Genomic DNA, 25000 nt, shown 5'->3' with positions numbered 1-25000 from the left:
CTGCCGGCGGTCAAGCCTGCAGGGACAGTCCCAGTGGCTGTTGAAGCGCCAACAGACCTTGCATCACGTCACCCACGACGATGACACTGGGGCTCATCAGCTTTTCGCGTGTGATGGTGCGTTGCAGTTCGGCCAGCGTGCACACGGCGTGGCGTTGGTGGGGCAGGCTGGCGCTCTGGATGATGGCCACGGGCGTGTTGGCAGGCAGGCCTTCAAGCAATTGGTTCTGGATGCTGGCGGCGCCACTGACGCCCATGTAAATGACCAGCGTGAGCCGGGCGCTGTGCGCCGTGGCTGCCAACGCTTTCCAGTCGGTCCCGGCGGAGCCCGGTTTGGCATGGCCGGTGACAAACACCACGCCGTGCGCATGTTCGCGGTGGGTCAAGGGCACGCCCAGCGAGGTCACGGCGGCCAGACCGGCCGTGATGCCGTTGACCACATTGACAGAAATACCCGAGGCCTGCAGGTGTTCGACCTCTTCACCGCCACGTCCAAAAACAAACGGGTCGCCACCTTTGAGGCGGACCACGTTTTCACCTTCACGAACGGCCATGATGATCAGTTTTTCAATGAACGCCTGCGGTGTCGATTTGCACCCACCGCGCTTGCCGACATGGATGATGCGTGCCGTTGGCGATGCCAGTGCCACGATGGCGTCGCTCACCAGATCGTCCACGAGCAGGACGGTTGCCGTCTGGATGGCCTTCAGGGCCTTGATGGTCAACAGTTCGGGGTCGCCTGGGCCGGCTCCGACCAAGGTGCAGGTCCCCTGGATGTTAGGCGGTGTGGTGTGGTGTGTCATGAAGTCGTCCTCGTTTGGCCTGACAGATGCACGATGTGTGCCACCTGCAAGGCAATCGGGGTCGGTACGGGCGCACGCCCGTCCAATACGGCCTGAATCCAGGTGGCGGTGCTTTGCATGTCCGGGGCTGGCAAGCCCGGTACGCTGGCCAGCGAGCCGCCTTGGGCCTCTTGCACGCGGGTTACCTGGCCATCGGCGAAGGCGTCCATGGCCGGGGTGCGGCGCGGGTCGGCCACGGGCTCGCCTTCGGTGCCCCGCAACAGCAGGGCGGTTGCCTCGATCAGGCTGAAGGTGGCGGTCATGGAAGCGGCGTATTCAGGGTGGGTGTAGCTGCCCACCACCACGGCGGGCCCGTCGCAGGGGTTCATCAGCTTGACCAGACTGTGCGCCGGATTGCGCAAACCGACCACCCGGCGCACATCCAGAAGGCGCTGCAGGCCAGGGCATAACAGGCCGGTGGGCACAAACTGAACGGTTCCGGGTGCTATTGTTTCAATAGCTTCCTGCGAAGGTATGCCAAGGGCAAGGAGTACATTTTGTGCAGAAATTCGGGTGGACTCGGTCGCCGTGCCGTGCACCACCACAGGCAGACCCTCACGCGCCAGCAACAAGGCCAGCAGGGGCGTGAGCACGGGCAGTTTGCGTGCACCGTTGTAGCTGGGAAGCACCACGGTGGTGCATCCTTGCGTCGGTATTTTGTGCAGGCGGGCGGCCGTGGCGTCCAGAAAACCAGCCATTTCGGCTGGAGTTTCGCCCTTGATGCGCATGGCCAGGCAAAACGCGCCGATTTCGAGATCCGTGACAGCCCCGTCCAGCACCTGGCCAAACAGATCCGTGGCCTGCTCTCGCGACAAAGAGCGCGCTCCGTCCTTGCCGCGCCCGATAACTTTGATGTAGTGGCTGATGCTCATGGTGCGATTGTCGGTCAGTGCTGATTACCCTTGGTTATATGTGGCGCGAAGTTCGGGCATATGGCGCAATCAACGGGCCATACGGGTTGCATTGCATTTTCTTCAAGTCGGTGGCTAAATTGACGAAGATAACGGTAACAAATAAAAATGGGTGGTCCTATGAAATTAACTCTTGGGGCAGTGCGGCGAATCGGGGTCTCAATGGGGCTGCTTGCTGCCTTGTCAGGTGTGGCGGGTGCTCAAATACTTGCCAAGCCCACAGGGCCGGTGATTTTGAGCATTGGTGGGCAGATCAGCCAGCGCAACGCGGGCGAATTCGCCGAGTTCGACGCTGCCATGCTGGACGCCTTGAAGGTCAACCAGTTTTCGACCACAACACCGTGGCATAAGAATTCGGTTGCTTTTTCAGGCCCCTCACTGCAAAACGTTTTGAATGCGGTTGGGGCAAAAGGCAAGGTGCTGCGTATGAAGGCGCTCAATGATTATGAAATCAAAGTGCCTTTTGACGATGCCGCCGAATTCGGCCCCGTGCTGGCCCGTCGGGCGGATGGCGCCGAGTTGACGATTCGCACCAGAGGGCCACTGTTCATGATCTACCCTTTTGACAGCAAACCCAAACTCAAAAACGATACCTACTATTCGCGCTCTATCTGGCAACTCACAAAAATTGTTGTTGAGTAAGGTGTAGTTTGCCTGGCCCATCTTGTCTTGCCCAAAGTAAGCCATGAAGATTCATGGTTTGTATGCTGGAATCAAGTTGCCTGTTCGCCGCTTGTTGTTGGGGCTGGGTGTGTTCATTTTGGTCACGGTCGCCGGCCTCGCCTGGTTTCAGTACCAGCAGGTGGAGCGGGTCACGCGTGGTTCGTCACAAGGGCGTGACAACTTTGTGTGGGAGTTCTATGTACTGGAGTTGCAGCTGATCCGCTACCAGGATGCGCTGCGTGAAGCGCTTGCCCAGAAAGACAAGTCCGCGCTGCTGGCGCAGGCCAGCGATCAATACAATATGTTTGCCAGCCAGGTGCTGCTGTTCGAGACCAGTCGGAGTCGGGAGATCATGGCGGGGCATGAGGCCTTCAGTCAAGCCTACACCCAATCGCGGTCTTATCTCGAGAAGACCGATCCCTACCTGGAGAAGAGTCCCCAAGCCCCTGATTTCAGTGTATTGCAGTCTTTGTTGCGGGACAGCATCCCTTTGCGTACCAGTGTTCACAAGGTGTTGCTGGATGCGCATGCCGTGCAGTCCATGCGATCGAGCCAGACCCTCAGCGATGTCCGGCAGTTTGGCGTTTATGCCGGCATGACGTCGGTCTTTCTGCTGGTGATGACGGTGGGTTTTGGCATGTTTTTCTTGAGCCAGCTGGCGATGGCGGGGCGGCGACAACTGGTGTTGGAGTCCCTGCATCAGGAGGCCAGCCATCGCGCCTCGCACGATGGCCTGACCAATCTGGTCAACCGGTTTGAATTCGAAAAGCACCTGGGCCGCGTGCTGGATCTGTCGCGCAACCTGGGCTCGGAGCATGCCGTGATGTTCGTCGACCTGGACCGTTTCAAGATCGTCAACGACACCTGTGGCCACAATGCGGGTGATCAGGTGCTGCGTGACGTGGTGCAGGTTATTGGCCGTTGCATGCGTTCAACGGACACGTTCGGGCGGCTCGGAGGGGATGAGTTTGGCGTCATTCTGGCGCACTGCAACGCCGCCAAGGCGGCCCAGGTGGCAGAGCAGATTCGTCGTTCCGTGGATGACTACCGGTTCGAACACGAGGGGCATCGTTTCCACATTGGTGCCAGCATTGGTTGGGTGCAAGTGCATGGCAAGTGGCCCTCAACGGCCGCCATCATGCAGGCTGCCGATTCAGCCTGCTATGTGGCCAAGCACACCGGACGCAACCGCGTGCATGCCTACGAGGACAACGACTCGGGTGTGCTGGCGAAAAAAGGTGAAACGCAGTGGGCGCAGCGCATTGAAGAGGCCCTGGACGAAGGGCGTTTTGAGTTGCATTGGCAGCGCATTGTGCCCATCCAACCCGGCAAGGTCGGCCTTGGCGGCGTGCGTGGTGAAGTGTTGCTGCGCATGGTTGATGGCGATGGGCGGCGGGTGTCGCCCGGTGAGTTTGTACCCGTGGCCGAGCGTTTCTTTCTGGCCAGCCGCATGGATCGCTGGGTCTTGCGCACGGTTTTTGAATGGATGGTGTTGCACGAGCAAGACCTTCACCATCTTGCCAGTTTGTCCATCAACCTCTCCGGACAGTCGGTGGGGGATACAGAATTCCATACGGATGTATTGGCGATGATGGATCGGCTTTCCATCGACTTTCGCAAGGTGTGTTTTGAGGTGACCGAGACCTCGGCCATCACCAATCTGCACGAATCGGTAATCTTCTTCAACGCCTTACGGCAACGCGGTGCGCGCATCGCGCTGGACGATTTTGGCAGCGGCATGTCGTCGTTTGGCTATCTCAAGACGTTGCCGGCCGATGTGCTGAAAATTGACGGCCAGTTCATGCGCAACCTGCTGACCGACCCGGTGGACCGGGTCAGCGTGCAAAGCATGGCCCAACTCGCCCGCGCCACACACATGGAAACGGTGGCGGAGTGGGTGGAGAACGAGGCCGTGGAAGCGGTGTTGCTTGAATTGGGTGTGGACTATGCCCAGGGCTATCTGCACCACCGGCCTGAGCCGCTGGATGGCCTGTTGGCCCTGGGTTCCGTGACCGCCTGAACTCAGGCGGCGGTCGTCTCCAGCTTGTGGGAGCGGATCATTTTCTTCAATTCCGGCACGCATGATCCACAGTTGGTCCCGCATTTCAGGGCGCCTTGAAGGGACGCCAAGCGCTGGTCCGGGGTGCCGCGGCAACTCTGCAGTTCGGCGTCAATGGCGACATCGGTCACATTGAAGCAGGCACAGATGGGTTTGCCACGCGACACCACCTGAACCGGTGGTTTGGAGCCGGGTACGAGCAACGCACGGCCATAGGCCTGTGCTGGCAGTTCGTCCTGCAGCAGCGTGGTGATCCAGCTTTGGGCGCTGGTGTCGCCAGCCAGCATGAAGCCTTCCAGTGTCGTCTCCTTGGCGCCACGCACCAGATTCACTGCGCGTCGCTGCCCCCGTTTTTTGTCGGCATAACGCACCACGTCAGGGCCAGCCAGGTTCAGGATGCCTTCAATTGTTTGCAGTAATTCGTCGGGTGGTGCCTCATGGCTGGCCGCCCTGAACAGCACGCCGCTGCGCTCGCGCAAAGGCTCGTCCGCTGGCGTGTTGTTGGAGAAGGGCACGCAACTGGCAAACGGGAACCGGCTCATCAGCGCCTGCAGTTCGGTACGGGCCGCCAACATGCGCTCGGCGGGCAGCCAGGCCACGCCCAGCAGGGTCCAGGGCAGTTCGGCCTTCAGCACCTTGACGGCGGCGTGTTTGAATTCGGGCTGTTTGGAGTCCGGGCAGTAGGCCGAGGTCGTCAGCGCGTTCACGCCGGTGAGGCGTTGGCCTGTGGAACTGACGCCGCTCAGAAACTCTTCACCCCAGTGCATGGCCATGAAGACCTGGCTCATGCCCAGTTGGTCACAGGCCTGCACGGGCACCAGAATCGAGCCGCGTTTGCTGGTGACGTGAACCAGGTCGCCGTCCTTGATGAGGCGGCGGGCCAGGTCTTGCGGGTTCATTTGCAAGACGGGTTCGCGCACATGGCCAAACAGACGGCCCAGCGTGCCGGTACGGCTCATGCCGTGCCATTGGTCGCGCAGGCGCCCGGTGGTGAGTGAAAACGGGTAGCGCGATTCACGCGGCTCTGCCACGGGCTTGTAAACGGTGTTGGCGAAGCGCGCCCGGCCATCCGCGGTCGGAAAAACGCCGTCTTCATACAGGCGGGCCTTGCCCGTGGTTTCGCCTTCCTTGAGCGGCCACTGCTGGGGTGACTGTTCGAGCATGGCGTACGACATGCCGGTGATGTCCAGGTCGCGTCCGCGGGTGGATTCGCGGTGCTCCAGCCAGATGGATTCAGCCGTGTCGTACGCAAACAGGGACGGTGCACCGGGCAACCGGGCCTCCAGGCGCCTGGCGAAGTCGACCACGATGGCCCAGTCATGGCGCGTCTCGCCGGGTGCGGCCACGGCAGCGCGCACCCGCGAGATGCGGCGTTCACTGTTGGTGACGGTGCCTTCCTTTTCGCCCCAGGTGGTGGCGGGCAGCAGCAGGTCGGCGTAGTTGCAGGTGGTGGTGGTCGAAAAAGCCTCTTGCACAACCACAAACTCTGCCCGCTCCAGGGCGCGGCGCACGGTGGCCTGGTCCGGCATGCTTTGCGCGGGATTGGTGCAGGCAATCCACAGCGCCTTGATTTCACCGTCGGCGGCGGCCTGGAACACTTCCACAGCCGTCTTGCCGGGCTTGGACGGCACGTCAGCCACGCCCCACAAAGCGGCCACTTCAGCACGATGGGCCGGGTTGGCCATGTCGCGGTGGGCGCTGAGCAGGTTGGCCAGTCCGCCCACTTCGCGTCCGCCCATGGCATTGGGTTGGCCGGTGAGTGAAAACGGTCCGGCACCGGGCATGCCAATCTGGCCGGTGGCGAGGTGCAGGTTGATCAGTGCCGCGTTCTTGGCTGTGCCGCTGCTGGACTGGTTCAGGCCCTGGCAATACAGGCTGAGCGTGGCGGGCGAGGTGGCAAACAGGCGGGCGGCTTGCAGCAAATCTTCTTTGGAAATACCGCAGATTTGCGACACCAGGTCAGGCGTGTAGTCACGCACCGTGGCCTTGAGTTCGTCAAAGCCGCTGGTGTGTTCGGCGATGAAAGTCGGGTTGGTCCAGCCCTCCCACATCATGATGTGCAGCATGCCGTTGAACAGCATCACATCGGTGCCGGGCTGGATCGGCAGGAACAGGTCGGCAATCTCGGCCGTGTCCGTGCGACGGGGGTCGCACAAAATGATCTTCAGTGCCGGGTTGGCCTTTTTGGCGTCTTCAATCCGCCGAAACAGAATGGGGTGGGCATAGGCCGTGTTGGAGCCGACGATGAAAATGGTGGCGGCGTGTTTGACGTCGTCATAACAGGCCGGCGGGGCATCGGCGCCCAGCGTCTTTTTGTAGCCCGCCACGGCGCTGCTCATGCACAGACGCGAGTTGGTGTCGATGTTGTTGGTGCCAATCAGGCCCTTGGCGAGCTTGTTGAAGACGTAATAGTCTTCGGTCAACAGCTGCCCCGAAACGTAAAACCCCACGGCGTCCGGGCCATGCTCGGTGATGATGTCAGCAAACCGGTCGGCTGCAAAATCCAGCGCGTGGTGCCAGCCGGTGGGGGCCAGCGGGGCATCCCGCTGCAGGCGCTGCATCGGTTGCAGCAGGCGGGTTTGCTGGGTCACGTTGGCGCTGGCGGTCTGGGCCAGCGTGGAACCCTTGGTGCACAGGCGTCCGAAATTGGCCGGGTGCGCCGGGTCACCCCGCACGCCGGTGATCTGGCTGCCGTGGGACTCGATGATCACACCGCAGCCCACACCGCAGTAGGGGCAGGTGGATTTCGTCTCAATCATGTCCGGTCTTTCACGAAGGGTTCAGGAACTCAGGCGCAGGTGGCGCGACGGATCGGGCCGGCGATGGGGCGGGTCAGGTCAGTGGCGTGGCTGGCCAGTTCGGTGGCGTCCAGGAACACCTGGTTGTCTTCCACCTTCACGGCAAAGCTGGGCGTGCAGCCTTCATCGGGTGCAGCTGCCTGGCCGGTGCACAGGCCGATGGTCCAGTTGTGCAGCGGGCAGGCCACGCTGGTGCCAAACACAATGCCTTGTGACAAGGGGCCGCCTTTGTGCGGGCAGCGGTCCAGCAGGGCGAACACTTCGTTGCTGTCGTTGCGGAACACCGCCACGTCAAGCCCTTGTGCCCGTGCGACACGACGCGAGCCCAGAACGGGGATGTCATCAACACGGCAGATTGGGGTCCATTCACTCATTTTGCTACTCCTTTGATAGCTGCTCCCGCCCGTCCTATATGGGCTGGAGGCAGTTTTCGTCAATAAAATCAGACTTTGATCACCGAGTACAACTCAGTGACGCTGTCCATCACGCTGAGCAAGTTTTCACTTGCGACAAATACTTCTGACATAGCCCTGCTGCGGCTTTGTCCTTCCTGCAGTTTTTGCAGGGCTGCATCAAAAAAGACCCATTGGCCATCGGCCAACTGCAATTCATTACGAATCCGGTCCGTGGCTTCAGGGGCGGTCCGCAGTGTTGCCATGGCCGTGATGAACTCACCGCGGGCCTTGCCGATTTCAGCGACGGCCAGTGAGGCGTCCACAGGCAGCTTGGCTGCGAGGTAAAACTTGGCCATTCGTTGCGACAGCATGCGCTGGCGTCCCGCGGTGTTGACCAGCTTGCCCAGGGGCTTGCCCATGGCGGCTTCATACTGGAGCGTGCCTTTGTGAGCCAATGCCAATACCCGGGCGTCGAGTTGCAGCACCTTGCCGGCGCGCTCCTTCAAGGGGACCGTGCCCACCAGGGCCATTTTGTAGTCGATCCAGGCCGCGTCCAGTTGGCTGTAGGTGTCCAGCACGGCCACATTCGGGGCATAAGCCTTGAGTTCCACCAGCTGCCGGTCAAACTGGGCCATGGACTTGTCCAGCACCCGTTGCGCAGTTCCCACTTCGATGCCATGCACCAGCGCCAGCCAGGCCTTGCCCATGCGTTGGCTCAGCATGCGCTGACGGCCCGCCTTGTTGATGGCATCGCTCAGGTCGACGACCTGGGCATGTGCCTGCAACAGCGGCCAACCGGCAGCCAGGGCGACAAAGTTTCGTCTGTGCAGCATGCCGGATGTCACTTGCCGATGGCTTCGAACTGGCGGGTGTCCACTTGCGCATCCTTGAAGTCGAACCATGGGTCGGGCTCGCCGTCCAGGGCAAACTGCAGGTTGGCCCACAGCGTCTTGCGGCCTTCGTGGTCTTCCAGAATTTTCTTCTTGACGTAGTCCAGGCCCACACGGTTCACGTAGTGCACCGTGCGCTCCAGGTACCAGCCTTCCTGGCGGTACAGCTCGCAGAAAGCGCCGGTGTACTCCAGCACTTCTTCCGGCGTTTTGACCTTGACCAGAAAGTGGGCGACCTCGGTCTTGATGCCGCCGTTACCCGCCACATACATCTCCCAGCCACTGTCCACGCCAATGATGCCAACGTCCTTGATTCCGGCTTCGGCGCAGTTGCGCGGGCAGCCCGAGACGGCAAATTTGACCTTGTGCGGGGCATACATGCGCCACATGGCGCGCTCCAGGTCCTTGCCCATCTGGGTGCTGTCCTGGGTACCCATGCGACACCACTCGCTGCCCACGCAGGTCTTGACCGTGCGCAAGGCCTTGGCGTAGGCGTGGCCGCTGGGCATGCCGATGTCTTTCCAGATGCCGACCAGGTCTTCCTTTTTCACGCCCAGCAAGTCAATGCGCTGGCCGCCGGTGACCTTGATGGTGGGCACCTTGTACTTGTCGGCGGCGTCGGCAATGCGGCGCAACTCGTCGGCCGTGGTCTCGCCGCCCCACATGCGGGGAATGACCGAGTAGGTGCCGTCCTTCTGGATGTTGGCGTGGCTGCGCTCGTTGATGAAGCGGCTTTGTGGGTCGTCCTTGGCTTCCTTGGGCCAGCTGCTGATCAGGTAATAGTTCAGGGCCGGGCGGCAGCTCGCGCAGCCACTGGGTGTCTTCCAGCCCATGCCTTTTTGCACGGCGCTGATGGTGAGGTACTTGTTGGTCACAATCGCTTCACGCACGGCCTGATGGCCATGATCGGTACAGGCGCACATGGCCTTGGTCTTGGGCGTGGCCGAGTAGTCGCCACCCGCAGTGAACATCAAAATCTGTTCCACCAGGCCGGTGCACGAGCCGCACGACGCGCTGGCTTTGGTGTGCTTGCGCACCTCGTCCAGGGTGAACAGGCCTTTGTCACGAATGGCTTTGCAGATGGTGCCCTTGTTCACGCCGTTGCAGCCGCACACTTCGGCATCGTCGGGCATGGTGGCTGCCTTGCTGTGGCCCTCATGGCCCACATCACCAATGTTGGACTCGCCAAACATCAGCTTGTCGCGGATGTCGGCAATCGAGCGGCCGTCCCGCAGCAGCTTGAAGTACCAGCTGCCATCCACCGTGTCGCCGTACATGCAGGCGCCAATGAGCTTGTCGTCCTTGATTACCAGCTTTTTGTAGACACCGCCAAACGGGTCACTCATCACGATTTCTTCGCAGCCTTCGCCACCCATGAACTCGCCGGCGCTGAACAGGTCAATGCCGGTGACCTTGAGTTTGGTCGACGTGAGCGAGCCCTGGTAACGGCCAATGCCGAACTGCGCCAGGTGGTTGGCGGCCACTTTGGCCTGCTCAAACAAAGGCGCCACCAGACCGTAGGCAATGCCGCGGTGCGCCGCGCATTCGCCCACCGAGTAAATGCGGGCGTCGGTGATGGTTTGCATGGTGTCGTTCACCACAATGCCCTTGTTGCAATGCAGGCGCATGCTTTCGGCCAGTTGCGTGTTGGGGCGAATACCCACGGCCATGACCACCAGGTCAGCCGCTACTTCTGTGCCATCCTTGAACTTGATCGCTGTGACGCGTTGACCGCTGTCACCGCCTCCGCCCACCAGCTCTTGCGTCTGGGCGCCCATCAGGAAGTTCAGGCCGCGTTCTTCCAGCGACTTTTGCAGCAGCTTGCCGGCCACGCTGTCGAGCTGGCGCTCCATCAGGGTGGGCATGACGTGCACCACACTGACCGTCATGCCACGCAGCATCAGGCCGTTGGCCGCTTCCAGACCCAACAGCCCACCACCAATGACGACGGCGTGTTTGTATTTGACGGCCGCATCGATCATGGCGTTGGTGTCCGCAATGTCTCGGTAGGCGATGACACCTTCCAGGTCTTTGCCAGGAACGGGCAGGATGAAGGGGTTGGAGCCCGTGCACATCAGTAACCGGTCATATTCCGTGCTGATTTTTTCGCCAGCGGCGTTCTCGGCATGAACCAGGCGGCGAGCGCGGTCGACTTCGGTGACTTTCCAGCCTGCGTGCAGGGTGATGTTGTTGTCTTTGTACCAGTCCCACGAATTCAGCACGATCTCGTCGAGCGTCTGCTCGCCGGCCAGCACCGGGGACAGCAGAATGCGGTTGTAGTTGGGGTGGGGCTCGGCGCCGAACACCGTGATGTCATAAAGCTCGGGCGAAACTTTGAGTAATTCCTCCAGGGTGCGAACCCCTGCCATGCCGTTGCCGACCATCACCAGTTTTGATTTCTTCATTGCGCTACTCCAGATTGATTCACTTGATTGAGTGCAAGCCTCATGCCAGTGTTGGCAAGCAAGGTGCAACTGCACCAGGATGAGGCGGGGGAAAACAGATGCCGCGGCTGTCAAGCCGGTGCGAGGCACGCAGGGTGTCCTCCAAATACAGTACGCACGTCGTTATGCGCAGATCCCGCGGCGCAGTGGCCAAGGTCGGACGCTTCGTTACGCCCATCCACACCCATGCAAAACTTGTGCCATATGATCGGGAGCCGCAATTTGAATTTGTCAACCTAGCCCGGAGCCTGGTGCGCGACTTGCGTGTGCTACGCCCATTTCCCCTTCAAAATCATTGGTTTTTATGACAAGCGCGTTGGTATTTTTAAACGGCACCAAGGGCTCGCCCATGTTGGCTGCCGACTTGGAGGCCGCAGGTATTCAGGTGCTGTGCGTGGTGAATGAACGCAATAAATTGGTGCGCGATGTGATGCGCCATGCACCAGATCTGGTGATCTGTGACGAGCCCTTGCCGGATGAGGCCTTGTTCAAGGCCACACAGGTGATTGCCGAGACCTCGCCACGCCCCGTCATCATGTTCACCAGCGACAGCGACGCCGACAACATCACGCGGGCCACGGAATCAGGAATCCATGCCTATGTGGTCAATGGCTATGGCGCCAACCGGCTTCGTCCCTTGATTCATCTGGCGCAGGCCCGGTTCCGGCGTGAGCAGGCCCTGCGCGATGAATTGCAGGACGTCTCCAGCCGCTTCGAGGAGCGCCGGCTGGTGGACCGTGCCAAGGGCATCCTCATGCATGCACGCCAAGTGTCGGATGACGATGCGTTCCAGATGCTGCGCACCGCCTCCATGCACAGCAACCAGCGGCTGGGGCAGGTGTCGCAGCACATCATCCACTCGGCCCGTTTTGCCGAATCGGTGAACCGCGCCGGCCAACTGCGCATGCTGTCCCAGCGGCTGATCAAGCTGTACCTGCTGCAGCTGGCCGGGGTTCAGGTCAGCAACCAGAAGGAGCTGCTGAAAGACTCCATGCTGCGCATTGAAGGCAACCTCACGTTGTTGGGCAAAAATATCTCCAAGCCCACCTTTGGCGATTTGCTGGGGCAGGTCCTGCTGACCTGGACGCGCCTGAAACAGGCCTTGCAGGGTGAACCCCGGGGCGATCAGATCGAGCACATGGACGAACTGGCCGAATTGCTGCTGCGCGAAGCGGAGCGCCTCACCGGCACGCTGGAGAATGCCGGATCAGTGGCGCCCCTGCATGTGCTCAACATGGCGGGGCGCCAGCGCATGCTGTCCCAGCGTTTTGCCAAATACGCCTTGCTCGGCGTGCTGGGAGATGCCGCCTCGGTCCAGCGCAGTGAGGTGGGCATGGCGGAGTCGCAGACCGAGTTTGAGCAGACGCTGCGTTACCTCAACACGATTCCCCTGAGCACCAAGGACATCCGGGGCGCGCTGGATGCGGCCGCGGTGGGCTGGCAAGAGATGCTGGCAGGTGCCGCCGATGCGCGCCAACTCGCCGGGCAAGAGCGCGTGGCCCTTGCCAGCGAAACGCTGCTCGATGTGTTTGAGCAGTTGTCGGGCTACTACGAGCGCAGCATGCAGATGCTGGTGGGCTGATCGCCCCCATGTGGTGCACCAATATTGGGCATTGATCTTGCTTGTCTTGGTGCATGGCATTTGAACTAGACATTGGCTTCACCTCGTCTGCGGGAAGCAAAGAAACCAACGAAGACTTTTGCGCAGCCATGCTGCCGGAGGCCGGGTCCGAGGACATGGGCGCGATTGCCGCGGTGGCCGATGGCGTCAGCCGGGGCGGCATGGGCAAGGAGGCGGCGCAAACCACCGTCATCAGCCTGCTGCGGGACTACTACGGCACGCCCCAGACCTGGGACACCACCGTGGCGCTGGACCGCATCATTTCAGCGCAAAACGCATGGCTGTCCGGCATCAACCAGCGTCGCCAGCCCGCCATGGGCATGACCACGCTCACCGCTTTGGTGCTGCGGGGGCAGTCGTATGCGCTGGCGCATGTGGGTGATTCGCGTGCCTATTTGGTGCGTGGTGGCCAAACCGTGCAGATGACCCACGATCATGTCGTGAATCACCCCGATTTCAAACACCAGTTGCTGCGCGCGGTTGGCGCCGAGGACCGCCTGGTGGTGGATTATGTGCAGGGCGACTTGCAAGTGGGCGACGTGTTCATCTTGCTGACGGATGGCGTGCACGGCGAGTTGTCGGACAGTCGCTTAACCGCCCTGGCCGATCAGGTGAGTGCCCAGGTGGCCAGTGAGGTGATGGTGGATGCCGCCCTCAAGGCGGGCAGCCGCGACAACGTCACGGCGCTGGTCGTCCGTGTACTGGGTGTGGTGGACGCCACCTTGCAGGACGAAAACCGGGTGGCCCAGAACCTGCCCATTCCGGCGCGCCTCAAAGTGGGTGAGAGCCTTGACGGCTTGCTGGTGACCGCGCCCGTGGCGGACAACGGCATCAATGTGCTCTACCAGGTGCGTGACCCGAAGACACAAAGCCTCTTTGCCCTCAAGACCCTGAACCCGGCCCGCGCGCATGACCAGGAGGAGCGCGCCATGCTGGCGCACGAGGCCTGGCTGGCCAAGCGCATGCAGTCGTCGCGCGCGGCTGACAATCTGGTGCAGATCCATGAAGCCTTGCCCACAGGACGGAGCCGCAGCGCGTTTTATGTGCTGTACGACTGGCATGGTGGTGAGACGCTGCAGCAAATCCTGGACCGCAAGCACAAGTTCAACCTGCCCCAGGTGCTGACGGCCAGCATGCAGGTCCTCAAGGCGCTGGGGCGCCTGCACCGCCAGGGCGTGATTCACCGCGACATCAAACCCGCCAACCTGCACCAGGGCGATGACGGGGTGCTGCGCATTCTGGACCTCGGTGTGGCGTTGAGCGGGCGCGAGCCCAAGTCCATGCGGGCGCTGCACGCAGGCACACCCAGCTATGTCAATCCGGAGCAATGGGGGTTCAATGGCAAGGCGGGCGCCGCGGTGAGCGACGAAGCACAGGAGTTGCCTGATGCGCAGAGCGACCTGTTTGCCATGGGCGTGACCCTGTATCAGCTGCTGACCGGTAAATTGCCTTACGGCGATGTATTGCCGCATCAGGTGGGGCGCTACTACCGCGACCCCACGCCCCCCAGTCGCCACAACCCGGAGGTCCCCATCTGGCTGGACCACGTGGTGCTCAAGGCAGTGGCGCGCGACAAGCGCAACCGGTTTGAGACCGCCGAGGAATTTGTGTTGGCCCTGGAGCGGGGCGCTTCGCGTCCCTTGAACGCCCCGCAGGCCACACCTTTGATGCAGCGCGACCCCACCGTCTTGTGGAAAGTGGGCTTGGCGGTGTCGGTGCTGTTCAACTTCATGCTGATCTACTGGCTGCTCTTTTTGCCGAAGTAGGTCTGATGAACGACATCTATAGATGTTTTTTTAATTAAAAACTGATAAATAAGTAGTTTCAGTTTTAAGAGAAGACTTCCAGAATTCACTCCATCGCAACTTTGCAGTGAATTCAAGGAGTCTTTCATGTCCACCCGCCGCCGTTTCTCGTCCCTCTTTCTGAAGGCCACGTTGGCCGCCACGCTGATAGGCGCCAGCCTGGGCGCAGCCGCTCAACAGGCCGTGAGCCTGCTCAACGTCTCTTACGACCCCACACGGGAGCTGTACTCAGAGTTCAACGCGGCGTTTGCCAAACACTGGAAGGCCAAGACCGGCCAGGACGTGAGCATCAAACAATCCCATGGCGGCTCTGGAAAACAAGCCCGCTCGGTGATTGACGGACTGGAGGCCGACGTGGTCGCGCTGGCGCTCGCCGGTGACGTGGACGCGTTATACAAGAACGGAGGCTGGATTCCGGCGGACTGGCAAAAACTTCTACCGCACGATCTCTGAAAAAGCACAGGCCAAGTACGTCAAGCAACTGCCCAAGCTCACCTGTTCACCATCGAACAAGCGTTTGGCGGCTGGACCAAGGCGGACAAAGACCACTTTGCCGATGGCGGCAGTTTTGATCAGATCTATTTAAAGAAATAGGCTGTAGCCTATATAAAACAAGCGCAGTCTGCTATCTTTAAGATAGCAGACTGCGCTTGTTATGCGCCCCGGTGAGTCGCCGGGGGACTTTGTTTACTGCTCGGCAAACGCCCGTTCGATCACGAAATCGCCCGGCTTGGTGGTGTTGCCTTCCATGAAGCCACGCTTTTCCAGCATGTGTTTCAGGTCGCGCAGCATGGAGGGGCTGCCGCACAGCATCACGCGGTCGTGGGCGGGGTCCAGCTTGGGCAGGCCCAGGTCGGCTTCGAGTTTGCCGGTCTCCAGCAGGTCGGTCATGCGGCCCTGGTTGCGGAAAGGCTCGCGGGTCACGGTGGGGTAATACAGCAGCTGCCTAGTCACTATCTCGCCCAGGAACTCATGGTCAGGCAGCTCGTGCATGAAGTAGTCGTGGTAGGCCAGTTCGGCCACTTCGCGCACGCCGTGTACCAGGATGACCTTCTCGAATTTTTCATAGGTGGCCGGGTCACGCGCCACGCTCAAAAACGGTGCCACACCGGTGCCGGTGCCCAACAGGTACAGGTTCTTGCCGGGCAAGAGGTAGTCAATGAGCAGCGTGCCGGTGGGCTTCTTGCCCACCACAATCTTGTCGCCCACCTTGATGTGTTGCAGACGCGAGGTCAGCGGACCGTCCTGCACCTTGATGCTCAAAAACTCCAGATGCTCTTCGTAGTTGGGGCTGACGATGCTGTACGCGCGCAGCAGGGGTTTGCCGTTTTCCTGGCGCAGGCCAATCATCGTGAAGTGCCCGTTGGAGAAGCGCAAGGCCGGGTCCCGCGTGGTGGTGAAGCTGAACAGGCGGTCGGTCCAGTGGTGGACGCTTAAAACGGTTTCTTCTAGAAATGCACTCATGGCTGGCCTTGCAAAAAATCAAAATAGCAACAAAAAAGCCCTCAAGTGTAAAACCCCCGCGCGGTTTTACTTTTGTAGGCCCAATTTGCGTTCCCAAAGACACCCGTTGGGACGCGCCTAAAAGTGGGATCGTTGAAATTATTTATGCATTTATTCGTATTAATAAATTAAAAATAAGTATTTTGATATCTAAAGAGGGGCTCACACAATCTGGTTCATGGCACATATTCTCATCGTTCCCGGCTGGCGTGACTCCGGCCCCGGCCACTGGCAAAGCCTGTGGGCAGAGCAGTTGCCGGGTACCGTGCGGGTGCAGCAGGACGACTGGCTTGCGCCGTCACGCAGCGCCTGGGTGGCGTCCATCACCCGAACCATTCTTGAACAGGACAACCCGGTGGTGGTGGTCGCCCACAGCCTGGGCTGCATCGCCACCACGCATTTGCCGCCGGAGGCGACGGCACGCATCCAGGGTGCGCTGCTGGTCGCCCCCGCCGATCCCGAACGCCGGGGCGTGCTGGCCGACTTTGCTCCCGTGCCCTATCAGGCTTTGCCGTATCGCAGCATCATCGTGGCCAGCAGCAACGACCCCTTTTGTCCGGTGCGCACGGCGGGCGCCTATGCCCGGGCCTGGGGCAGCGAATTTGTGCGGCTGCAAAAGGCTGGACACATCAACATCGAGTCCGGCTTTGGTGCCTGGCCGCTGGGGCTGGCGCTGCTGCAGTCCCTGACCGGTGAAAATCACATCTTGTCTTCCGTGCACGCACACTCCACCATCGCTATGTCAACCTCTCTCCAGGAAACCGTATGAAATTCAAACAAAAAGTGACGCTAGCCCTCGCTGGACTTGCGCTGACAGCTACTAATTTGGTAACAGCCCAAACCACCTTGCTCAACGTGTCGTACGACGTGGCGCGTGAGTTTTACAAGGACTACAACACGGCTTTCATCGCGCATTACAAGAAGACCACCGGCAAGGACATCAAGGTCGACCAGGCCCACGGCGGCTCCAGCGCGCAAGCCCGTGCCGTGAACGACGGGCTGGAGGCCGATGTGGTCACCATGAACACCACCACCGACGTGGACTTTCTGGCCAGCACCGGCGTGGTGGCCAAAGACTGGGCCAAGCGCTTCCCGGGCAATGCCTCGCCCACGTCCAGCACCATGTTGTTTCTGACGCGCAACGGCAATCCCAAGAACATCAAGGACTGGGACGATCTGGTCAAACCTGGCATTCAGGTGATCGTGGTCAACCCCAAGACCGGCGGCAACGGCCGCATGGCCTACCTGGCCGCCTGGGGCTCGGTGCGCAAAAAAGGCGGCACCGACGCGCAGGCCGCCGAGTTTGTGGCCAAGCTCTACAAGAACGTGCCCGTGCTCGCCAAGGGCGGGCGCGATGCCACCACCATCTTTTTGCAACGCAATATTGGCGATGTGCTGGTGACGTTTGAGTCCGAAGTGGTGTCGGTGGACCGCGAGTTTGGTGCGGGCAAGGTCGATGCCATTCACCCGTCGAGCAGCATCGTGGCCGAAAACCCGGTGGCGGTGGTGGAGCGTACAGTAGCCAAAAAAGGCACGGGTGAGTTGGCCAAGGCTTACCTGGATTACCTGTACTCGGACGAAGCGCAGGAGATTGCCGCCCAGCACGCGCTGCGCCCCCGCTCATCGGCCATCCTCAAAAAATACGCCAACGTGTTTAAACCCATTCAACTGTTCACGGTGAACGAGTACTTTGGCTCTTTGGCGGAAGCGCAAAAAGTGCACTTCAACGACGGTGGTCAGTTCGACAAGCTCTACACCGTCAAGTAAATGACGGCCGCTATTCTTTCTACGCCGCTGGCGGCGGGCCGCTCTGTGGCCAAGCGCACACCCAAACGCGTGTTGCCCGGCTTCAACCTGACGCTGGGCTACACACTGCTGTACCTGAGCCTGATTGTGCTGATTCCGCTCTCGGCGCTGGTGTTCAAAACCTTCACGCTCACCTGGGAGCAGTTCTGGGTGGCGGTGGCCAGCCCGCGCGTGGTGGCGTCTTACCAGTTGACCTTTGGCGCGTCCCTGATTGCGGCGCTGGTGAATGTGGTGTTTGGCCTGCTGGTGGCGTGGGTGCTGGTGCGCTACCAGTTTCCTGGCAAAAAAATCATTGACGCGCTGGTGGACTTGCCGTTTGCCCTGCCTACCGCCGTGGCGGGTATTGCGCTCACGGCCTTGCTGGCCGACAACGGCTGGGTGGGGCAGGTGCTGGCGCCGTATGGCGTTCAACTGGCCTTCAACCGCAATGGCATCGTGATTGCGCTCATTTTCATCGGCCTGCCGTTTGTGGTGCGCACCGTGCAACCCGTGCTCGAAGACGCCGAGAAAGAACTCGAAGAAGCCGCCACCTGCCTGGGTGCCACACGCTGGCAGACTTTTCGGTATGTGGTGTTTCCCACCATTGCGCCGGCCTTGCTGACCGGTTTTGCCATGGCCTTTGCCCGTGCTATTGGTGAATACGGTTCGGTGATTTTCATTGCCGGCAACATGCCCATGGTGTCCGAGATCGCCCCGCTGATCATCATCGGCAAACTGGAGCAATACGACTATGCCGGGGCCACCGCCGTGGCGGTGGTAATGCTGATGTTCTCCTTCATCCTGCTGCTGGTCATCAACGCGTTGCAAGCGTGGCAGCGCCGCCGCGCGGGAGCCTCGTCATGAGCAACACACGCACCCTGCGCACGGCCAGGGCCGGCACCACCGAGCCGACATGGGTCAAGTGGACGCTGATCGGCATCGCACTGGTCTTCATCTTTTTATTCCTGCTGCTGCCCCTGGCGGCGGTGTTCACAGAAGCCCTGCGCAAAGGTTTTGATGCGTATTGGGCCGCCTTGAAAGAACCCGATGCCTGGAGCGCCATCCGCCTCACGCTCATCACCGCCGCCATTGCCGTGCCGCTGAATCTGGTGTTCGGCGTGGCCGCTGCCTGGTGCATTGCGAAGTACGAGTTTCGTGGCAAGGCGTTTCTGACCACGCTGGTGGACCTGCCGTTTTCGGTGTCCCCCGTGGTGGCGGGGCTGGTCTATGTGCTGATGTTTGGTGCGCACGGCTGGTTCGGGCCGTGGCTGCAGGCGCATGACATCAAAATTGTGTTCGCTGTGCCGGGCATTGTGCTGGCCACCGTGTTTGTGACCTTTCCGTTCATTGCCCGCGAGTTGATCCCGCTGATGCAGGCGCAGGGCACCGAGGAAGAACAAGCCGCGATGGTGCTGGGCGCCACCGGCTGGCAAACCTTCTGGCATGTGACGCTGCCCAACATCAAGTGGGGCCTGGTCTACGGCGTGATTCTGTGCAACGCACGGGCGATGGGCGAGTTTGGCGCGGTGTCGGTGGTGTCGGGCCACATCCGCGGCCAGACCAACACCATGCCGCTGCATGTGGAGATTTTGTACAACGAGTACCAGTCGGTGGCCGCCTTTGCGGTGGCTTCGCTGCTGGCCTTGCTGGCCGTGGTCACGCTGTTGATCAAGTCGATGGTGGAGTGGCAATTCGAGCGTGAGCAAAAAGTTGCTGCGGCACTTCCGCCTGAACGGCCATTGGCCTGAACGAGAAAAATTATGAGCATTGAAATTCGCAACGTCAGCAAAGACTTTGGCAACTTCCACGCGCTGCGTGACGTGTCGCTGGACATCAACTCGGGTGAACTGGTGGCCTTGCTGGGGCCCTCCGGCTGCGGCAAGACCACACTCCTGCGCATCATCGCCGGGCTGGAAACGGCGGACACCGGCAGCATTCTGTTCAGCGGCGCAGACACCACCGATGTGCATGTGCGCGAGCGCAACGTCGGCTTTGTGTTCCAGCACTACGCACTCTTCAGGCACATGAGTGTGTTTGACAACGTGGCCTTTGGTCTGCGCATGAAGCCGCGCGCGACACGGCCTTCGGAGTCCGTCATCAAGCAAAAAGTGCATGAGCTGCTGGGCCTGGTGCAACTCGATTGGTTGGCCGACCGCTACCCGGCACAACTCTCGGGTGGCCAGCGTCAGCGCATTGCCCTGGCCCGTGCGCTGGCGGTCGAGCCCAAGGTGTTGCTGCTGGACGAGCCCTTTGGTGCACTGGACGCCAAGGTGCGCAAGGAACTGCGCCGCTGGTTGCGTCGCCTGCATGACGACCTGCATGTGACCAGTATTTTTGTGACGCATGACCAGGAAGAAGCGCTGGAAGTGGCGGACCGCGTGGTTTTGATGAACAGCGGCCAGGTGGAGCAGGTGGGTTCACCCCAAGACGTATGGGACCATCCCGCCAGCCCGTTTGTGTATGGCTTTCTGGGTGACGTGAACCTGTTTCATGGCCGCGCCCATGAAGGCGAGATGCTCATTGGTGAAGACCTCCATGGCTTGCGTCTGGCCAGCCCCGAGCACCATGCTGCACAGGATGCGAAGGCCTACGCCTATGTTCGCCCGCATGACTTGGACGTGCAGCGTTACATGCCCGGGGCGAGTAGCGCGGATCGGCCCAAAGGCATTGTTGCCAAACTGACTCGCGCCATTGTGGTGGGGCCGATTGCGCGTCTGGAGTTGTTGCCGCTGAATGCCGCCGCAGGGGGCGAGGAGATCATTGAAGCCCATATCCCGGCGCAGCAGTTTCATGCGCTGGACTTGAAGACCGATGAAGTGCTGGTGCTGACGCCGCGCAAGGCGCGGGTGTTTGTGGACGAGGGCAGTGGCGTTTAACGGTTGCGCGGGCTGACACACGGTTGTCATGTCCCGCGGCTACCTTTGGCGGCAATCAACTCTTGGCCTCGCGGTCATCACCTCATGTTGCACAAAGCTGCCTTTTTTCGTGTCCTCGCCATTCCGGCGTGCCTGGTCTGGGGTGTTCTTGAACTCTTTGCCTTGCAACGCGCCCGCCTGCAGGGTCGCCGGGCTCATTTTTAGGCGCGCGACGGGCGTCTTCAAATCTGGACCCGTGTGCCCAGTTCAATGACGCAGTTGTTGGGCAGCCGGAAGAAGTTGGCCACGCTGCCAGCGTTGCGGGACATCACTGCAAACAAGGCCTCGCGCCAATGCGCCATGCCACTGCCTCTGGTCGGCACCACGATTTCCCGGCTCAAAAAATAGGACGTCTCGAACAGGTTGATGGGCAAGCCGTGTGCGGTGCAGAGCTCCAGTGCCTTCGGAATGTCAGGTGTGTTTTTGAATCCGTAATTCACCTGCACCTTCCAGAAGCCTGGCGCCAGGGTGTTGACCTGCACACGCTCTTCAAACGGGATCCACGGCACGTCATGAAAAATGACGGTGAGAATCACATTGCGTTCATGAAGCACCTGGTTGTGCTTCAGGTTGTGCATCAGGGCTTGGGGGACGGTATCCGGGTTGGCGACGGCATAGACAGCGGTACGGGGAACCCGGTGCACGTGGTCAGATGCCAGGGACGTAATGAAAGGCAGCAGTTCAGGGTCATCCTGGCGGATGCTCTCGATGAGCAGTTGCCGGCCACGCCGCCACGTCGCCATGACCGTGAAGATGCCCATGCCAAGCACCAGCGGAAACCAGCCTCCCTGCATGAACTTGAGTGAACATGAAATAACCAGCAACAGGTCCAGCGCGAGAAAAACACCGGTGGCAGCCAGGGCGACCCACAACGGGTAGCCCCAGCCGTGACGAATGACAAAAAACGTCAGCGCCGTGGTGATGAGCATGGTGACCGTCACCGCAATTCCGTAGGCTGAAGCCAGCGCGGAAGAGCTGCCAAAGCCGACCACGGCGAGCAAGACAGAAACGAGCAAGACCCAGTTCACCTCCGGCATGTAGATTTGCCCCATCTCTTTGGCCGAGGTGTAGTGCACCTGCATGCGCGGCAGCAGGCCCAGCTGGACCGCCTGCTTGGTCATGGAATAGGCGCCGGAGATGACCGCTTGTGATGCAATGACCGTGGCCAGTGTGGCCAATATGACTGCAGGGATGAGCCAGGCTTGCGGGAAGAGTCGGTAAAAAGGATTCTCCAGTGCGGAGGGGTCGCGCATCAGCAACGCACCCTGGCCCATGTAGTTGATGGCCAGCGCCGGCAACACGAGTCCGACCCACGCATATTGAATGGGCCGTTTGCCAAAGTGCCCCATGTCGGCGTACAGGGCTTCGGCCCCTGTGAACGCTAGCACGATGGCCCCCACGGCCACAAACATGTGCCAGCCTTGTGCGCGCAGAAACGCCAGACCGCTCAGGGGGTTGAGTGCCGCCAGAATGGCTGGCTGTTGACTGATCTCCACCAAACCGGTCAGCGTCAGCACGCCGAACCAGAGGATGATCACTGGCCCGAACATCTTGCCCACCACACCGGTACCAAAACGCTGGACCGCAAACAGGCCGATGAGCACCGCAATCGAGATGGGCAGCACGTAGGGTTTGAGCACCGGGGTCACCACCTCCAGTCCTTCGACCGCACTGAGCACCGAGATCGCCGGGGTGATCACGCTGTCGCCATAAAACAGGGCTGCACCGAAAACGCCCATCAGCAGCAGGATGGTGCGCCGCTGCGCCGTTTTTCCCGCGGCATGCGCAGCCAGTGCCGTCAAGGCCATGATGCCGCCTTCGCCTCGGTTGTCGGCCCGCAAAATCAGCAGTACATACTTCAGCGTGACGACCATCATCAAGCCCCAAAAGATGACGGACACTGCACCAATGAGGTGGGCGGCGTCCAGTGGCACGCCCGTGGCGGGGCTGAAGATTTCTTTCATCGTGTAGAGGGGGCTGGTACCGATATCTCCGTAGACCACCCCCATGGCGCCCAGCGTGAGTGCGGCCATGCTTTCCCGGTTTGAAGTTTGATGCATTGCAATCCTGTGACAGTGAAGATGAGCTGACTGTCACCTGCGTCGCATCAGGAACGCATAAGGATTGCCGGATTCAGGTCACGGCGAGCCGGTAACCGACGCCGGTTTCGGTCAGGAGATGGCGTGGCTCGGCGGCGTCTTGCTCAATCTTCGCGCGCAGTTGCGCCATGTAGAGACGAAGGTAGTGCGTGTGTTCGGTGAACTCACCGCCCCACACATCGGTGAGCAACTGGCGGTGGGTCACCACCCGGCCTGCACTGCGCACCAGACGCGCGAGCAGCTTGAACTCGGTCGGGGTGAGGTGCAGTTCCTGGCCATTGCGCTGCACCACATGGGCAGCCAGATCAATACGCAGGTCGTCGAGTTCATGCACGGTCACGGCCGCCGCCAGGGCGGTGCCCCGGTGGCGCAGCGTCACCCGAATGCGCGCGAGCAGTTCACCCACGCTGAACGGCTTGGTCAGGTAGTCGTCGGCGCCTGCGTCCAGCAGCTTTATCTTCTGTTCTTCCTGATGACGGGCCGACACCACCAGGATGGGCACAGCGCAGCTCTGGCGTATCTCCTGCACCAGTTGGACCCCATCTCCGTCGGGCAGTCCCAGGTCGAGCACGACAACATCGGGCGGGCTGTGGCGCATCAGTGCGCTGGCCTCGCTCAATGACACCGCTGTCTGTACCTCAAAACCCTCTACCGACAGGGAGGACTGCATCAGGGCCCGTATCTCACGGTCGTCCTCAACGACCAGCACGCGAAGGGTCATGGCAACTCCTTCGCTGGCGGCTGGGTGTCAATGGGTAGCGTGAGTACAAAATTGCAGCCTCCGCCCTGGCGCCGCCGAAGCGTCACGCTGCCACCGTGGGCCTCAGCGATTGCCCGACACAGCGCCAGGCCCAGACCGGCCCCACGTTGTCCTGACTGGTCGCTGCGTGCGTAGGGCTTGAAAATGGATTCTTGCTCGGCTTCTGAAATGCCCGCCCCCCGATCTTTGATCGAAACCTCCAGCGCCTGTGCGTCAGCACTCACGGTCAGGTCAATGGCGTTGGCACTGTATTTCAGCGCGTTGTCCAGCAGATTGCTGACCAGTTGGGCCAGCAGTACCGGGTCCGCTTTCACCAGCGGCAGGCCCTCTGGGACGCTGGATTTGATCCGGCGTTCCGGGTCACGTTGGCGCACCCGCGCCAGCACGGAACCTACTATCTCTTCCATGGACTCCCAATCCCGCTTGAGGGCCTGTGCCGAGTTGGTGAGGCTCACCAACTGCAGGGTGTTTTCGGTCACAGTCGAGAGATAAGCGGCTTCGCTGACCATACTGGTCAGCAGCCGGTCCTGCTCCTGTGGGCTCAGTTTGGCGCGCTGCGTCTGCAGTGACGAGGCTGCGCCAACGATGGCAGCCAGCGGCGTGCGCAGATCGTGCGAGATGGCCGCTAAAAATGTACCTTGTACTTGCTGGCGTTGTGCTTCGTTTTGCGCTAGCAGCATCGACGTGGTCAGGCGCAAACGCCATAGCGCTTGCGCCACCAGCGAACACAGCGCCTGGGCATGTTCCCGGCCGCTTTCATCACCCGACAGGGCGGGGCGCACACAGGCCGCGCCCAATGCCTGGCCCTTGTCACCCAACGGCAGGTACCAGGCATCCAGCCCGGGCCAGCGTCCGGTGCCCGGTCCGAGCACAGCGCCTTCCTTGATGCAGCAGCGCAATCCGTCCTGCACGGCCGCGGCTAGCTCGTCGTGCCTGAATTCGTGCCCGTCTTGCAATAAGACCAACGAGCAGGGCCCGGTAAAGGCGGTGTCCAGCGCCGCCTGTCCAAGCGCCTGCACCTCGTGGGCAGTGGTAGCGTTGGACAGTCCGGTGGCCAGGCCCTGCAATTGCCGGGCACGGCGCTCGTTCAGTAGCGCGGTCGCCGTCTCGCGCCGGAGGCCGGTTGCCAGCCGGCTGATGACCAGAGCCACCACCAGCATGGTGCCCAAAGCAATGAAGTGCTCCTGGTTGTCCACGGCGAAAGTCCAGCGCTGGGGGACAAAAAAGAAATTCAATGCGGTAACGGCGCCCACCGCGCAGACCACCGATTCAAGCCAGTCCAGCTTGTAAGACGCAATGACTACGGCCAGCACATAGAACATGGCATGACTCGTCAGAGACACATACCGGTCCAGCAACCAGCCGCCGGCAGTGGCCGCTGTCAATAAATAAAAGACGATGCCCCAGCTTCTGGCTGGTGGACGATGGATTGGCGAAAAATGGGATGTCTTTATCATGAAGTCAGCCTAACACCCGACGCATCAGGATCGCGTTAGGAAGGCATCTGAGCT

At 60.8% G+C, this 25000-nt stretch carries 19 protein-coding genes and 1 pseudogene; 10 read left to right on the top strand and 10 right to left on the bottom strand.

From position 1 onward, the window contains the following. Positions 1-10: 10 nt before the first annotated feature. Together cobA and ybiB are read right to left on the bottom strand one after the other, a co-directional pair. Positions 11-802, bottom strand: a complete 792-nt coding sequence (gene cobA, locus AC097N_RS07880) for a uroporphyrinogen-III C-methyltransferase (protein WP_479580343.1) — start codon at positions 800-802, stop codon at positions 11-13. Then, on the bottom strand, positions 799-1713 hold the full coding sequence (ybiB, locus tag AC097N_RS07875; protein ID WP_479580342.1) for a DNA-binding protein YbiB: 915 nt from the start codon (positions 1711-1713) through the stop codon (positions 799-801). The genes cobA and ybiB overlap by 4 nt, the downstream gene beginning before the upstream one ends. A 201-nt stretch (positions 1714-1914) precedes the next feature. Between ybiB and AC097N_RS07870 the strand changes: the two genes are divergently transcribed. Beyond that, positions 1915-2394, top strand: coding sequence for a putative pterin-binding protein (locus tag AC097N_RS07870; protein ID WP_479580341.1), 480 nt, complete (start codon positions 1915-1917; stop codon positions 2392-2394). A 43-nt stretch (positions 2395-2437) separates the two neighbouring features. After that, positions 2438-4435, top strand: a complete 1998-nt coding sequence (locus AC097N_RS07865) for a putative bifunctional diguanylate cyclase/phosphodiesterase (RefSeq protein WP_479580340.1) — start codon at positions 2438-2440, stop codon at positions 4433-4435. A gap of 2 nt (positions 4436-4437) precedes the next feature. On the opposite strand, the gene AC097N_RS07860 is transcribed toward AC097N_RS07865, so the two are convergent. The 4 genes from AC097N_RS07860 to nirB form a co-directional block, all read right to left on the bottom strand. Further along, positions 4438-7233, bottom strand: coding sequence for a nitrate reductase (locus AC097N_RS07860; protein ID WP_479580339.1), 2796 nt, complete (start codon positions 7231-7233; stop codon positions 4438-4440). 29 nt (positions 7234-7262) lie between these two features. Beyond that, positions 7263-7646 carry a nitrite reductase small subunit NirD gene (gene nirD, locus AC097N_RS07855; RefSeq protein ID WP_479580338.1) on the bottom strand — a complete coding sequence of 128 codons (384 nt, stop codon included), beginning with the start codon at positions 7644-7646 and terminating at the stop codon, positions 7263-7265. Positions 7647-7714: 68 nt separating this feature from the next. After that, entirely contained in the window at positions 7715-8500 is a 786-nt protein-coding gene (locus AC097N_RS07850; protein WP_479580337.1) for a type IV pili methyl-accepting chemotaxis transducer N-terminal domain-containing protein, read from the bottom strand. Between the two features lie 8 nt (positions 8501-8508). Next, entirely contained in the window at positions 8509-10962 is a 2454-nt protein-coding gene (gene nirB / locus AC097N_RS07845) for a nitrite reductase large subunit NirB (RefSeq protein ID WP_479580336.1), read from the bottom strand. Between the two features lie 388 nt (positions 10963-11350). Between nirB and AC097N_RS07840 the strand changes: the two genes are divergently transcribed. The 3 genes and pseudogenes from AC097N_RS07840 to AC097N_RS07830 all read left to right on the top strand — a co-directional run. Continuing rightward, positions 11351-12583 carry a type IV pili methyl-accepting chemotaxis transducer N-terminal domain-containing protein gene (locus AC097N_RS07840; protein WP_479580335.1) on the top strand — a complete coding sequence of 411 codons (1233 nt, stop codon included), beginning with the start codon at positions 11351-11353 and terminating at the stop codon, positions 12581-12583. 53 nt (positions 12584-12636) lie between these two features. Then, on the top strand, positions 12637-14388 hold the full coding sequence (locus AC097N_RS07835) for a bifunctional protein-serine/threonine kinase/phosphatase (RefSeq protein ID WP_479580334.1): 1752 nt from the start codon (positions 12637-12639) through the stop codon (positions 14386-14388). 126 nt (positions 14389-14514) lie between these two features. Then, positions 14515-14874: pseudogene (locus AC097N_RS07830) on the top strand (substrate-binding domain-containing protein); the annotation flags it as partial. A 240-nt stretch (positions 14875-15114) separates the two neighbouring features. Here the strand turns inward: AC097N_RS07830 and AC097N_RS07825 are convergent. Beyond that, complete coding sequence (locus tag AC097N_RS07825) at positions 15115-15891, bottom strand: ferredoxin--NADP reductase (protein ID WP_479580333.1); 777 nt, start codon at positions 15889-15891, stop codon at positions 15115-15117. 217 nt (positions 15892-16108) lie between these two features. Here AC097N_RS07825 and AC097N_RS07820 point away from each other — a divergent pair, with 217 nt between their 5' ends. Genes AC097N_RS07820 through AC097N_RS07800 form a run of 5 tightly spaced genes read left to right on the top strand, consistent with a single transcriptional unit; the run spans position 16109 to position 20591 of the window. Next, on the top strand, positions 16109-16699 hold the full coding sequence (locus AC097N_RS07820; protein WP_479580332.1) for an RBBP9/YdeN family alpha/beta hydrolase: 591 nt from the start codon (positions 16109-16111) through the stop codon (positions 16697-16699). Then, entirely contained in the window at positions 16696-17697 is a 1002-nt protein-coding gene (locus tag AC097N_RS07815; RefSeq protein ID WP_479580331.1) for a sulfate ABC transporter substrate-binding protein, read from the top strand. The genes AC097N_RS07820 and AC097N_RS07815 overlap by 4 nt, the downstream gene beginning before the upstream one ends. Continuing rightward, entirely contained in the window at positions 17698-18579 is an 882-nt protein-coding gene (cysT, locus tag AC097N_RS07810; RefSeq protein ID WP_479580330.1) for a sulfate ABC transporter permease subunit CysT, read from the top strand. Then, entirely contained in the window at positions 18576-19463 is an 888-nt protein-coding gene (cysW, locus tag AC097N_RS07805; protein WP_479580329.1) for a sulfate ABC transporter permease subunit CysW, read from the top strand. Before cysT ends, cysW begins: the two co-directional genes overlap by 4 nt. Before the next feature lie 12 nt (positions 19464-19475). Then, positions 19476-20591 carry a sulfate/molybdate ABC transporter ATP-binding protein gene (locus AC097N_RS07800; RefSeq protein ID WP_479580328.1) on the top strand — a complete coding sequence of 372 codons (1116 nt, stop codon included), beginning with the start codon at positions 19476-19478 and terminating at the stop codon, positions 20589-20591. Between the two features lie 221 nt (positions 20592-20812). Here the strand turns inward: AC097N_RS07800 and AC097N_RS07795 are convergent, their stop codons facing one another. The 3 genes from AC097N_RS07795 to AC097N_RS07785 form a co-directional block, all read right to left on the bottom strand. Then, complete coding sequence (locus tag AC097N_RS07795) at positions 20813-22690, bottom strand: potassium transporter Kup (RefSeq protein WP_479580327.1); 1878 nt, start codon at positions 22688-22690, stop codon at positions 20813-20815. Positions 22691-22763: 73 nt separating this feature from the next. Continuing rightward, positions 22764-23450 carry a response regulator gene (locus AC097N_RS07790; RefSeq protein ID WP_479580326.1) on the bottom strand — a complete coding sequence of 229 codons (687 nt, stop codon included), beginning with the start codon at positions 23448-23450 and terminating at the stop codon, positions 22764-22766. Further along, positions 23447-24946, bottom strand: coding sequence for an ATP-binding protein (locus AC097N_RS07785; protein WP_479580325.1), 1500 nt, complete (start codon positions 24944-24946; stop codon positions 23447-23449). Before AC097N_RS07785 ends, AC097N_RS07790 begins: the two co-directional genes overlap by 4 nt. Positions 24947-25000: the final 54 nt, after the last annotated feature.

The organism is Rhodoferax sp. LS1R11, assembly GCF_056521395.1.
The sequence above is the reverse complement of the archived record's forward strand: the minus strand, read 5'-3'. Positions and strand labels throughout refer to the sequence as shown.

Coding starts and splice junctions, on each gene's coding strand:
- cysW (WP_479580329.1), top strand. CDS start 18,576: ATGAGCAACACACGCACCCTGCGCACGGCCAGGGCCGGCACCACCGAG.
- cysT (WP_479580330.1), top strand. CDS start 17,698: ATGACGGCCGCTATTCTTTCTACGCCGCTGGCGGCGGGCCGCTCTGTG.
- AC097N_RS07870 (WP_479580341.1), top strand. CDS start 1,915: ATGGGGCTGCTTGCTGCCTTGTCAGGTGTGGCGGGTGCTCAAATACTT.
- nirD (WP_479580338.1), bottom strand. CDS start 7,646: ATGAGTGAATGGACCCCAATCTGCCGTGTTGATGACATCCCCGTTCTG.
- AC097N_RS07835 (WP_479580334.1), top strand. CDS start 12,637: ATGGCATTTGAACTAGACATTGGCTTCACCTCGTCTGCGGGAAGCAAA.
- AC097N_RS07840 (WP_479580335.1), top strand. CDS start 11,351: ATGTTGGCTGCCGACTTGGAGGCCGCAGGTATTCAGGTGCTGTGCGTG.
- cobA (WP_479580343.1), bottom strand. CDS start 802: ATGACACACCACACCACACCGCCTAACATCCAGGGGACCTGCACCTTG.
- AC097N_RS07825 (WP_479580333.1), bottom strand. CDS start 15,891: ATGAGTGCATTTCTAGAAGAAACCGTTTTAAGCGTCCACCACTGGACC.
- nirB (WP_479580336.1), bottom strand. CDS start 10,962: ATGAAGAAATCAAAACTGGTGATGGTCGGCAACGGCATGGCAGGGGTT.
- AC097N_RS07800 (WP_479580328.1), top strand. CDS start 19,476: ATGAGCATTGAAATTCGCAACGTCAGCAAAGACTTTGGCAACTTCCAC.
- AC097N_RS07795 (WP_479580327.1), bottom strand. CDS start 22,690: ATGCATCAAACTTCAAACCGGGAAAGCATGGCCGCACTCACGCTGGGC.
- AC097N_RS07790 (WP_479580326.1), bottom strand. CDS start 23,450: ATGACCCTTCGCGTGCTGGTCGTTGAGGACGACCGTGAGATACGGGCC.
- AC097N_RS07860 (WP_479580339.1), bottom strand. CDS start 7,233: ATGATTGAGACGAAATCCACCTGCCCCTACTGCGGTGTGGGCTGCGGT.
- AC097N_RS07815 (WP_479580331.1), top strand. CDS start 16,696: ATGAAATTCAAACAAAAAGTGACGCTAGCCCTCGCTGGACTTGCGCTG.
- AC097N_RS07785 (WP_479580325.1), bottom strand. CDS start 24,946: ATGATAAAGACATCCCATTTTTCGCCAATCCATCGTCCACCAGCCAGA.
- ybiB (WP_479580342.1), bottom strand. CDS start 1,713: ATGAGCATCAGCCACTACATCAAAGTTATCGGGCGCGGCAAGGACGGA.
- AC097N_RS07865 (WP_479580340.1), top strand. CDS start 2,438: ATGAAGATTCATGGTTTGTATGCTGGAATCAAGTTGCCTGTTCGCCGC.
- AC097N_RS07820 (WP_479580332.1), top strand. CDS start 16,109: ATGGCACATATTCTCATCGTTCCCGGCTGGCGTGACTCCGGCCCCGGC.
- AC097N_RS07850 (WP_479580337.1), bottom strand. CDS start 8,500: ATGCTGCACAGACGAAACTTTGTCGCCCTGGCTGCCGGTTGGCCGCTG.